Below are 12,333 nucleotides of genomic sequence, written 5' to 3'. Positions count from 1 at the left end.
AGGGCTGGCCGTCAAAGATAGGGGCGACCTCCCCAACCTCGGTTCGATTTTTGCGATTTCAGCCCCCGCAATGAGGTTGTTGCAATCATGTCCGGAGTTATCCGCATCGGATGGATACGTCGAACACACGTCCTCAATAGCGGCTGTCGCGTGCATCGAAAGCGGCCCCCAATATTGCGTCAGATGACAATGTTACCGAGCGCCCCCTGTGTCTTCTGAAGCCGCCGCCACGAGCGGTTTCCGTCCCGAACGCCACGCCGTCACGCCGACGGTGCAGACCAGGTCGTGCCGTCCTGTTCGTACGGCCGTATGTCCGCCTGTGCCGAGAAGGTGCTTTCCTTCCACACTCGGCGCCCCGTGATTGCTAGGCCAAGCCACGTCAATCCCGGGTTTGACGTTGCCTTTATCAACGAAGGGTGTCAGGCATTGTCAGCATGAGGCGCACCGCAAAATATGGTCTCGGTCCGCAACCGATCCTCTCGGCGGTTCGCCCGTCGTCAAGCCATTCGGCCAATCCGGCTCATAGACTACCAGACGTGCTTTCGATGGTCCTTCGGTTTACGCCGTCGCGTTTTGAACAGAAGTAGACCAGGGATCGGCGCTCACCAGTATGCACAGGTTTCACCTCGTGGCGGAGCTTACACGTTGTGATCAGCACGGCTCCAAATGGCGGTCGGAATACCTGCTGTTCGTAGGCGCTTGGATACACCACGAACTCTCCCCCTTTGAAGTTCTTCGCGAGCTGCACAATCACGGCGTACTCGAAATCGGGGTCGCTCGCAGCATCCAAATGGATGCCAACAAAAGAACCAGGAGGCATCCGATGCATTTGGCATCGGCGAATGACATAGTCTGATGATGCTCCCAATATTTTTTTCAGTGCGAAGCTGCGGTCTTTTCTTTGGAGGAGTTCGACAATCTGCCCCGGGGCTGCACCATCCGCGTTGCTGGGAGGGCGACCCGGCGGGTCTACGCGCACGCGTTTTACGAAGACATTGTGCGAGTCGCCGGCATCTCCCTCCCGCACTTCTTCCTCGGGAATCTCAGTCTGCAGCTGATCAATCCTTGCCAGGTCATCTTGGGTGAACAACGTCTGCGGACCGATCACCACCGTGCCCTTCACCAACAGCTCTATGCGATATTTCGTCAGATGTTCCTCTGAAAGCAGGCGGGCCTTTTCATTCGCTGCGCGCGGCATTCGTGGTCACTCCAAGATGTGATCTTCAAGACGGTATTCCAAGCCGCCTTCGTGCATTGAGCGGAGCGCTTGCTCCCAGTGCTCGCCATCGAAGTCGTCTATTCTTGCGATTTCGATGGCTTTTCTATCCAAACATCGAACATTGACACTGAATCCAGAAGGATCCGATCGCGGCCTATAGAAAGGCTTTACGCCGCAAAACCGACAAAAAGTGTGCCGGGCGATATTCTTGTTGAACTGGTAGGTCGTGAGGGATTCTTCGCCGCGCTCTACGCTGAGCTTGTCGCCAGTCACGAGCAAGTGCAGAAATCCGGACATCCTACAGATTGAACAATTGCATCGAACTACCGGGACCTTTCGCGGCGCGCGCACGCGGAACCTAACGGAACCACAATGGCAGCGGCCACGATGCTCGATCTCCGCTCGGCCACCTGCTTTCCCAGGCGGGAGAATTCGAAGTAGGTCGCGGCACCACTGTACATTGAGCTGATAGGCTTGATTAAACTCGCCCATGAAGCGAACATTGCGGTCGACCGGGACGAGCTCGCGGACGAGCCGGCTTGTCATCTCTCCGTGATATTTCTCTGCCGGATCGTCACCGCCGACATGACTCCGGAAGTATTCGAGATCACCGGCCTGCACATCAAAGATCCTGGTCAAAGTGGACCAGAGTACCTGGATCATTTCCGCAGCATGTAGCTCAAAAGCGACCATGTAGGCGCAACGGATTAGGGGATCTATCGATGACAACCCATCATAGAGGCAATGCAGGTAGCGTTTCGTCGTGGCGCTGTAGTTAGGCTGTATTGTTCGGCCGAGCAATCGCGACGCATCTTTTCTAAGCAGGTTCGAGTGGAAGCTTTCGGTAGCCAGAATTTCGGGTAGCGCCGCCTTGCCGCCCTGGATAACTCGGCCATAGCCGCCGGTCTCATCCCAACAGATGAAATTTGCGACCACGCTGGTCAGCTCAATATCCCTGGTAACGTCCCGATTGTGATGCATGGCGTCGAATATGAGGTCCTTCTGCGAGCCCGCCTGCAGGTACGGGAACGCCTGTGACATCGCCAGGTATTCAGGCAGCAGGCTTACAACCTGTTCTTTGGACATCTCCGCAGCGAATGGATGCGGGCCACACTGAACTCGTGCGTGCTCAGCCAAGTGCTCACAGAATATGTGCGAAGGCTCATCTTGTTTGAATTGAGACGTTTGAGAAGACCTCATTTGGATCCTGTCATGAGGAGAGAACGATCACTCGAGCGAGGGCCATGGGTTAGCAGCGAGATCAAATAGTTCGCTGGTTCGACGCTTTTGGCCGCATCAAATCGTGGCGCCCCCGCCATCTTCGCAGTATCGACGCTTGCCCGATGAGCTTGGCCGGTTCATGAAGGCGTCGGAGAAACGCGCCGTCCGGTCGAAGCGGCGCCGCGCCGGCTTCCGATCCACAAGCAATCCGATGCCGAGAGTAACCTGGGCGCTACTCATCGCTCGCAGAATCGTGGTGAAATACGGCAGCCGCCCGGCTCGCGGGCCTCAAGACCAAAGAGATCACCGCTGGATTTGGCTTGTTCTGCTTGCATTCCGTCGCCGTCCTGTGTTGTTGCATCCTTGCAGCAAATGCCGTGCCAATCCGACACTGCCCCATAAGTTCCGGAGCACGTTGAGAGACCCCTCACGACCGTCCCTCGTTGCAAATGTCTTGAAGCTGACAGGGCTCTGCACGGCGGTCAGAAACCGGACAGCGAAAACAGACACGCTTCCAATCTACAGGACATGGGCTAATAGACTGCCAAAGACTGCTTGAGCAGCGCCGCGTACCCGACCTTATGAACAACCGGCCGTCACGGATGTTTGCCGAACTTCATCTCGAGTCAGGCTAACTCGCGGCCATTTATGCGGAGGAACACTCGTGCTTCCGCCAACACAGCCTGAAAAAACCGTGCACCGATTTGGCGGCCGCCGAAAATATGCCCCAAAGATAGGGCGCCTTCCGGTCGGTCGCTAATGTCTTGAACGACAAAGTCACGGCCTGATTGCAATTGGGCCGGCGTAAGGTTTTGCCGCGACCGGCCTTCGACTGGGAAGGAAACTCGCGGTGTCACAAATGTTCGTTCAGCACGCCTCGGTCAAATCGCGTCTAAATGCGATCCTCCGTGCGACCAGCGGCAATTTCCTCGAGCAGTTCGACTTCTTCCTATTTGGCTTTTACGCGACCGCCATTGGGAACGCTTTTTTCCCCGCAGAGAACGAAACCGCCTCATTGCTTAACACGTTTGGCGTGTTCTGGCTGGGCGCTTTAATGCGTCCGGTGGGCGCGATTGTGCTGGGAGCCTATATAGACAGGATTGGACGTCGCCAAGGCCTGATCATCACCTTGTCGATCATGGCAGTCGGCACTGTGATTATCGCCTTCTGTCCAAGCCATGCGACAATCGGAATTGCCGCTCCCGTTATTGTTCTAGCCGGACGGCTGCTCCAGGGCTTTTCCGCCGGCGTCGAAGTCGGCGGCGTTTCAGTCTATCTGGCGGAGATCGCAACCCCAGGCAATCGTGGTTTCTACACTTCGTTCCAGTCGTCCAGCCAGCAGGTCGCGATCTTTGTCGCGGCGATCGCGGGTTACCTGCTGAACGAATCGATGCCGGTGGAGGCCGTGGCCTCCTGGGGGTGGCGAATTCCCTTCTTTCTTGGTTGTCTTATCATCCCCCTCATCTTCTTCCTTCGTCGAACGCTGGAAGAAACTCCTGAATTTCTGGCGATGAAGAAGCATCCCACAGCAGGCGAAGTTATGGCCTCTGCGCTTGCGAATTGGCGCCCTGTCGTCCTCGGGATGATGATGGCTATGCTGAGCACGGCGACCTTCTATTTCGTTACCGTCTACACGCCCACGTTCGGCAAGACCGTCTTGAAGCTATCCGCCCAGGATGCGCTCTTGGTGACACTCCTGGTCGCCGTGACCAACTTCATCTGGAATCCAATTGGCGGCGCCCTCTCCGACCGTGTTGGCCGCAAGCCAGTTCTACTCGCCATTGCTAGCCTTGCCTTGATAACGGCCTATCCGGCTTTGAATTGGCTGGTAAGCGCCCCCACTTTCGGCAAGATGTTGGCAGTGGCGATGATGTTCTCTTTCTACTTTGGCACCTACAGCGGAACTATGCTGGGCGCCCTGGTCGAGATCGTACCTGCGCATGTGCGCACAACCTGCTTCTCCCTGGCCTTCGCACTCGCGGCCGCCCTGTTTGGTACTTTCACTCCACTTGCCTCGACTTGGCTCATTGAACGAACCAATGACAAGGCTTCGCCCGGGTTCTGGCTGATGTTTGCAGCCGCACTTAGCGTGATCGCTGCACTCTCGATCTATCGAGGAACTTCTAAGCCATCGAAAGCCGCGCAGCCTGTGCGCCCCGAACCGCCCGACAGCGCTTTAGGCGTGCAGGCCGCATCGCGCTAACGTGTTGTTCTCAGTCGCTGACTGCCGGTCTTCGTTCATGACGACCTCATGCGGAGCTCAGCCACGACGCCTGGCAGTCACCTTACAGCGCGTGTAGTATTATTGCCGGGGAATGCTTGACCGCTGAAGAGGGATTCGCAGCCGTTAGTCGGCAGCGGCCGATCGTCGTATCAGCATTCCCCGGCCGAAGCGCGGAGGCAGATTCAGCGCGCAAACCTCCTACGTGAGGACGGCACGGCTGAATGTCGCCGCGTTTCATGTCCGACATCTTTCTCTGACAGTTTTCAACGGGTCATATCGCTGCCAAAAGCACAGCTTTTCGCTCGTTTCGTGCTGGCCCAGATCCTGCATCCCGTCCAATTGCGAGACGAGATGAGCGACGCCAGGATGAGAGTCATGATTGCGCTATTGATTCATTCATCGACGGTGGGGAGCCGGCGACGGCGATTGGCAATGTCACGCGAGCGGAAGAATAAAAGCCGTGCGAACGTCGGTGGTGCCACCGGGCTATTCTGGTGGCAGGTCTACGCTCCACGACACGTGCGCCAACCCATCGACACCAAGCGATATTTGTGCGGGTCGGCTGGCAACCACCGACACTTGGCGCGGCTTGCGCGAATCGGTGCGACTTCGAGCTGACCCACCACGCCGCATTGCGGGCCTGCGCAAATGCAGTTTCTGAAATGAGGGGCTTACAAACGTGCTCGATCGACTGGATCCTCACACTTTCAAGCTGCATCCGCAGCGCGACGTCGTGCTCAACGAGGTGCATGCGCGCCCGTTTATGCAGCTTGTTCCACCATTCAAGGTGATCCACTACGCATTTCTTGCGAAGGACGATGCGGCGCAAGCGATCGCCGCGGCTTCGTCGCATTTTGTCGGGATCGCGACCTTCCCTCACCGCGGCCCTCAGCGAAACATCACCAGATTGCTATCGGACCCGTGACGCTTCGTTGGGAACAGCATGCCGAGTTCGCCACCTTCACATGGATAGTCAGTAGTTCGGCCGATCGCCAGGCGGAGGGCGCCCCGGGCGCGGTTCACTGTCTGATGCGAGCGTTGCGGCAGGGAGGAGGACAATTGCTGGTCGCAATCAAGTTGGATGTAGAGCAAGACGCCTGCCCATTGAGACGAGCCGAGCAACTTTTCGACAAGAGCAGCCTGGCTATGGCCCGCATAAAGGGCGGAGAAAGTGTCATGGCTTCTGATTTTCGCGTTGACCAAAATGGTTTCACCAGGATTCTCGTCTGCGACCTCGGCTTGACACCGCACAATCTCGGCGCATTGGTGCAGCGCCTGCTTGAAGTCGAGACATATCGTCCGCTGGCGCTACTTGGTCTATCGACAGCACTTGAGCTCGGTCCATTCGTGGATCGCATCAATAGACGTCTTGGCGAGGTACTCGAAGAAATGCAGGGCGCGGAGGGATTGAAACTCAACAACCATCTACTTGCCGAACTGACCTCGTTGGCTGCCTCGTTCGAGCGAGGTGCGACCGGAAGCCTGTTTCGGTTCGGCGCCAGCCGAGCCTATTACGAATTGGTCCAATCCCGTTTATCTATCATCGAAGGCAGCGAGATTGCGGACTATCCGACCTGGTCGTCGTTCCTCGCGCGCCGGGTGGCACCTGCGATGCGGACTTGCGACACGACTGCGGATCGCGAGGCAACCCTGTCGGTCAAGCTGGCGCGTGCCGCAGATCTGTTGCGAACCCGCGTTGACGTCGAAATCGAATGCCAGAATCGGGATCTGCTGCACGCTATCAATGAACGCGCCGGGCAGCAGCTTCGGCTGCAATGCACGGTAGAGGGTTTATCAGTCGCGGCGATAGGATATTACGTGGTCAGCCTGTTTGGCTACCTTGCCAAGGGAGCCCATGATGTCGGACTTCATTTAGAGCCCTCTTATCTAACCGCAGGGTCCGTGCCGATCGCAGTCGGTGTGATCTGGCTGGTCAGCTACAATACTCGGAAGAGACATCTCAAGCACCGCGACGAGCCGTCCGCCATGCGCGAGTAAGCACCCGTTTCAGCTATAAACAGGAGAACTTAACGACGTTAATCCCCTTGGCCGCCGGATGCGCTCCCTCGCACCGTCAACAGTGCGCAAACCCGACTTTGGCCCATTGCTGCGGTAGGATCAAAGATGCTGCTGCCGTTTTCCGCAAGCTATCAGCTCGCGGGCGGGATACGACGGCAGCGTGACAGATTATCCCTTCTCCCGAGGCAGTGGACGGACGGGGTGCCGCCAAACTGCATCGCTGAGAATGGCTGCAGGCGACCTCTCCGGATTGGCAGGCGAGACCGTTCGGGTTCGGCGAAGAAAAATCTCGTTCTCGAGGCCAGGTGGTCCTAGCATGGCCGTGTAGTTCACACCCGAAATTGTCAAATTGTCTCCGGCTGAGAAGCGCTGGGCAGCAGCGTCGTGCAGGCGCATTCCTTCTTTGAGGTCTGCCGACGCCCATTGGTCGCCGGGCTGCCGGCCCGTTGGGAGGTACAGCTCTCCATCTCGCACCCCAAGGCTGGGAGCGCACCGCCTCCTATGGTGCGCCTCTGGTGCCGCATCCCACAACGCACGGCAGCGGGACGAACGTTCAAACTGATCGCACCCGTGATGCTCCTATCCGACCTTTGCAAGATATTTCAACAGACATCGTTTCTCATCGCATCGACCACAACGTGCTGCCCTGATCTGCGCAGCGCAGAATTTGGAAAACGAGATGGTGAGGACGCAACAGGCGGCATTAGGCACCTCGAAATCGCAGAGCTAATGCAAGAACTCCTCCCAAGAATGGGAAGTAGTCCATTTATCGCTCGACTGCCGAAGCTCATTGGCTTTTCCAAGTTGACAATCTCCGCCTCAAACACCCCATTCTCGTCATTCGTCCTAACCATGACATCGTGAAACTCCAGGAACTCCCCGGTGCGCCCACATGCGCCCGCAACGTGGCGGCCAGCTCAGCTCCAGCGCCATCCAGCCCATCCGATCGAGCTTCAGGCGCACACTCCACATAGGCCACCAGCCGCTTCTCGCCGGCGCCATCCTGCTGCGCCACCACCACCGCATCGCGCACCCAGGCATGCTCGATGAGCCGCGCCGCAATCTCGCCCGGCTCAATCCGGAAGCCGCGGATCTTCACCTGGTCGTCGTTGCGGCCCAAAAACTCAAGATTGCCGTCCGGCAGATAGCGCGCAACATCCCCGGTCCGGTACAGCCGGTCGCCGCCCACAAATGGGCTGGCGATGAATCGCTCCGCCGTTAGCTCCGGCCGGTTCAGATAGCCGCGCGCAACTCCCGCCCCGCCAATGTAAAGCTCACCCACCGCGCCAAACGGAACGGGCTCACCATGACCATCCAGCAGGCGATCGGACGGCCGATCGGAGGCAATTGCGGCCAGCATGATGGATCAGCCGCGAGATGGTGCTCAGTAACAACGTGGGTTTCCGTGGGCCCATACTGATTTATCAACCTTGCTCTCGGGTGCGTTTTGAAGAACGACCTGATCTCGGGGGTGGCTCGTAATTGCTCACCCGCTGTATAGACTTCCCTCAAAGATGGCAGCAGCGTTCCTCGAGCGCACCAAACTTCGGCAAAATGATTCAAGGCCACGAATGGGAGGAAAAGCCTTTCGATCTCTTCTCTCCACACAAAGTCCAACAACTCGGAGAAATCGGCACGGATCTCTTCACGCACTAGCATGAGTAGGCCGCCGTCCCTCCAGCAACCGAACAATTCCTGGAACGAAACGTCGAAGTTCAAAGTCGTGAACTGAAGTGTACGTCGTTTTAGCGCGTCACACTCCGGCGAGGAGCAAATTCATAAGCGACCTGTGGGGCATTTCCACGCCCTTAGGCATGCCTGACGACCCCGAGGTGTAGATCACATAGGCCAGATGACGCGAGGTCAGCCCAAGCGCGCGCGGGTCCGGATCCGTCGCCGGCAGCGCCGCCCAGGCCGGGCTCGCCGTCGCCAGATCGACCATCGTCAGATCGAGTCGTGCATCGTCGCCCAGCGCCGATCGTCCCGCCGCATCGGCCAGCAACAGGTGGGGCGCCGCATCCTCCAGCACCTGGTGCAGCCGCGCACTCGGATCGGCCGGGTCCAGCGGCAGATAGGCCCCACCCGCCTTCAGGATCGCCAACAGCCCCACCACCATCATCGGACTGCGCTCAAGGCAGATCGCCACCGGCTGATCCGGCGTCACCCCGAGCCCGATCAGATGATGCGCCAGCCGGTTGGCCCGCGCATTGAGCTCGCCATAGCTTACGCGCTGGTCCTGATAGACCACCGCCACCGCATCCGGCGCACGGCGTACCTGGGCCTCGAATAGCTCATGGATGCACTGGTCCGACGGATAGGCCACAGCCGTCCGGTTCAGCTCCTCCAACAGATGCGCCCGCTCAGAGGATGACAAGAGTTCAACCTGCCACACTGGCTGCTGCGCATCGGCCTCCACAGCACACAACAAATTCTGCAAATGCTGTGTCATACGCTCGATCTGATTGGGCTCCAGGCGACTTGCATCAAAGTGCCATCGGAAGCTCCCATCCAGAGCGCCAATTTCGAGCGTTAGCAACTCGCCGGAGCGAGCTATCTCAGAACTGGAGCTCGAAGCCAACTCTTCAGCAGCAGAACAGCTCTCTCCGGTAAACGTAACGCCAACCGGCCAGGGACGGCGCAATCGTAGCGCCTCCACACCGCGCAACGTCGGGCATCGCGCAATAAGATCCCGCGCAAAGGTACTCTGCTCGCTCAGCTGAGCGAGTTCGGCCGCGACCGCCGTGCGCGCCTCTGCAAAAACATTATCGAGGTCGATGGTAATTGCCATCGGCACGACAGAAGCGACGAGCCCCCCGAGCGCTTTCACGCCGGCTCGCGATCCATCCGGCACGGGAGTCCATCCCAATTGAAGCTCTGATTCCCCCGTGATGCGGGCGAGGTAGACCAACCAAGCAGTTAGCAAGAATTCCGCGCGATCACTGGGAGATAACTCAGCCAACGCACTCGGCGTGAGCCAAGCGCTCGACTGCCATGTCGCCGGAGCCCTGCCTTTTAACGACGAAAACGGAAGCTGAACTACCTTGAACTGCTCCAGTCGCTGTCGCCAGAACTCTTCACAAGGTGCCAACAATTCATGGGCAGTTGCTGTGCTCCGCGCCTCAGCTTCGCTTAAGACCGGGAGGCGGTGGCCTATATCCATGCCGGAATTCCTCGCGAGCTTCTGCGCATCCACGGGTCGACCACCGCCGAACCGGACATCAACATCCTCCGTACCTGTCGCCACACGCCAATGGTCGGGGTGATTTCAAGGAGAGAGAGCCCGCAGGTAAGCCCGAGCGGTTAGTCGACACCTCCAAGCATCTGATTGTGACAACGTCATCGTCCCTACATTTGGACAGATTGAGAACGCCTAATCCGAACTCTTTGGCTGCGCCTGCGAAGCGAGATGATCGTCAGAGGGTTATACGCATCTTAAGCAACCGACGTGCCAACGATGTTTGCGCGTGAGTTCCTCAAAGAACAACGCGCCTATGGCCGCACAGAGGAGTTTTGCTGCTCGACTCGAGACATCGATGTTGTGAGCCAGACATAGCTCAAACAATAACACCGACGACAAGGCGACGATCACCGAAACAAGCAACTGCCTGGGCAAAGCTCTCTGCCCGCGAGAAGACCTCTCCTATCGAAGTCGATTGCCCTCAAAATATCGGGCGCTGCAGCATCACCATGGCAATGGCTTGGATGAAACAAGCAAGTTTCATCTACCCGTTTAGACAAGTTGCTGCGATACCCCCATCGTCGCAACAAGCGACCGACGTGCCAATGACGTTTGTGTATTCTCTTGACGAGCCAATGCACCTCCGGCTGCCTGACTGAATACTGCGGTCTTACTGTCTCGGTTTAGGCGAGCGTGGTCGGGTGCCGATCTCCATCGCCACTTTTATCTGCTTCAGCGTCCCTGATAGGTGTGATCCGCACCACGATATTGTCGCCAAGATCGCGTTCTAGGCCTACCAAATCGTTTCTAACGATTCCCATCTTACATCAGTAGCAAGCGTGCAGGTTGCACACGCAGTACTCGAGCTAGAAGTCAAAACCGGAGCTTGAGCCGCCCACATCCCACTGCGGCGAAGGATCTGGTTGATGAACGCTGTCGGTTGGCGAATGTCCGGGTGAAGTAAAGATCTCCAAAAGCTTCGCCGTGTCGAAACTTTCCACTGGCGAGGAGCCGGCTTGACCCATACTCGGCCAAATCTCCACCGGATCGACAATTTGCACCGGCGACAGAGGGGCTGGATCTGGCTGATTCACACTGTCCGATGGGGATCCGACAGATGAAACGAGCATCTCCCGAAGCGTTGCCGTGTTCAAGTTTTCAGCCCGCAACTGATTCGGATCATCCGAGGCATTCCGAAACCCCGCTGAGTTGTGGAGTGGCAGCGAGGGGACCGGTTGATCTTCCAGTAGCCGCCAAAGCTCCTCCGGGTCGAAACTTAAGTCCAGTGACGCGGCGGCCAGATCATCCTCCGCATGCCAAGGGGCGGCCCTACCGGAAGCGCGCTCCGTGTTGCGGTAATCACGAACCATGCCCAGCCCGCTGACAATGCTGCCGTTGCCGGGAAACCGCTCTTTTGCAAGTTTCACCAGCTCCGGATATTCCAAATTGGTGATTCGTTGGCCATCTGCGTTGAGCGCCCCGGCAAACCTGAGAAGATTTTTGACGTAGACGTCGATGGCCTTCTTGGGGCGGGTGCTGGTACGAGCCGCAGCCTCAATGAGGCATTTGTCTTCGACGGCAGGAGCATGATCTTCACGGGCTCGCCGTGCAGCCAAGATACCGGGCTCACGATGCTCGCGAAGCACCTGCAATGCGGCCTCCATCTCATTGTCATTGCCGAACATCCCTTTGGCGTGGGCTAGCAGCGCGTTGTGATCGAGCGCGGCCATCGTTTGCCCCTGCGACTCGAGCGATTTCGCCAGCCTGCGAAGAACACGATCGTACTTCTCCGCGGTGAGCGGTGCCCATCCCCGGCGTGCCGCAGCTGCCTGAACTGCGCTGTCGATCAGACTCTTGTCTTCCGCAGGGGGAACATAATGTCGATCTCCATCGGCCACCTTAGGCTCGCGGTATTTGTGAAGCGCCCCCAAGGCATGGCGCATTTGCTCGTCGGCGGGAAAGTACAACCAAGCGTGGTCAAGCAGGGACGTCTGATCGAGACCGGAAATGGTCTTGCCTCGGGAGACAAGATCATTCCCAAGTTTTCGTAGGGAAAAGGCATAGTTTCGAGCCGTTTGCTCCTGCAGATTCCTGCGCACAGCATCTGTTTCAACTGCCTCTATGAGGCTCTCGTCTTCGCTCGATAGCTGAGGATAGGCGGGCCGTTGGGTATCTCCGGGGACGGCGGCTTCGGCCCCCTCACCTAGCCGCTTCTCAAAATCGGTTTGCGCAGCTTCGATCGGTTGCGACCCCTGAGCTGCCTGCTGTCTCCCCAACAGATGGGAACTTCGCGGATCCGAAGAGAATGGATCGCAGTTGCTCGGGTCCATGGCGGCCTCATTTGTTTTAGGAAACTCAAGAAACGGAGATTACCTGTTACCCGTGACTGCTGATGAAAAGCTGACGAGGCCGATGCCTCTGACGAGGAGCTCGAAAACTACATTCCTTTATGTGCGTCTGGTTTCGCGCGAT

At 57.8% G+C, this 12,333-nt stretch carries 4 protein-coding genes and 2 pseudogenes; 2 read left to right on the top strand and 4 right to left on the bottom strand.

The window, feature by feature from the left end; genetic code table 11:
* Window positions 1-520 precede the first annotated feature (520 nt).
* Window positions 521-1,198 (bottom strand): 2OG-Fe(II) oxygenase, encoded by a 678-nt coding sequence (locus ACVW17_RS16590; protein WP_456797589.1) that lies wholly within the window; start codon window positions 1,196-1,198, stop codon window positions 521-523.
* Window positions 1,199-1,204: 6 nt separating this feature from the next.
* Window positions 1,205-2,305 (bottom strand): GFA family protein, encoded by a 1,101-nt coding sequence (locus ACVW17_RS16585; protein WP_456797588.1) that lies wholly within the window; start codon window positions 2,303-2,305, stop codon window positions 1,205-1,207.
* A 994-nt stretch (window positions 2,306-3,299) separates the two neighbouring features.
* Here ACVW17_RS16585 and tcuC point away from each other — a divergent pair.
* Both tcuC and ACVW17_RS16575 read left to right on the top strand, forming a co-directional pair.
* Complete coding sequence (tcuC, locus tag ACVW17_RS16580; protein ID WP_456798973.1) at window positions 3,300-4,643, top strand: tricarballylate/proton symporter TcuC; 1,344 nt, start codon at window positions 3,300-3,302, stop codon at window positions 4,641-4,643.
* Window positions 4,644-5,427: 784 nt separating this feature from the next.
* Window positions 5,428-6,662, top strand: a pseudogene (locus ACVW17_RS16575) (DUF3422 domain-containing protein).
* 988 nt (window positions 6,663-7,650) lie between these two features.
* On the opposite strand, the pseudogene ACVW17_RS16570 reads toward ACVW17_RS16575, so the two are convergent.
* Both ACVW17_RS16570 and ACVW17_RS16565 read right to left on the bottom strand, forming a co-directional pair.
* Window positions 7,651-9,843 (bottom strand): annotated as a pseudogene (locus tag ACVW17_RS16570) (non-ribosomal peptide synthetase); the annotation flags it as partial.
* 884 nt (window positions 9,844-10,727) lie between these two features.
* On the bottom strand, window positions 10,728-12,191 hold the full coding sequence (locus tag ACVW17_RS16565) for a hypothetical protein (protein ID WP_456797587.1): 1,464 nt from the start codon (window positions 12,189-12,191) through the stop codon (window positions 10,728-10,730).
* Between the last annotated feature and the right edge of the window lie 142 nt (window positions 12,192-12,333).

It is taken from the genome of Bradyrhizobium sp. USDA 4473, from assembly GCF_054063335.1.
This window is presented reverse-complemented; position numbering and strand designations above follow the sequence as displayed.

Coding starts and splice junctions, on each gene's coding strand:
- ACVW17_RS16590 (WP_456797589.1), bottom strand. CDS start 1,198: ATGCCGCGCGCAGCGAATGAAAAGGCCCGCCTGCTTTCAGAGGAACAT.
- ACVW17_RS16585 (WP_456797588.1), bottom strand. CDS start 2,305: ATGTCCAAAGAACAGGTTGTAAGCCTGCTGCCTGAATACCTGGCGATG.
- tcuC (WP_456798973.1), top strand. CDS start 3,300: ATGTTCGTTCAGCACGCCTCGGTCAAATCGCGTCTAAATGCGATCCTC.
- ACVW17_RS16565 (WP_456797587.1), bottom strand. CDS start 12,191: ATGGACCCGAGCAACTGCGATCCATTCTCTTCGGATCCGCGAAGTTCC.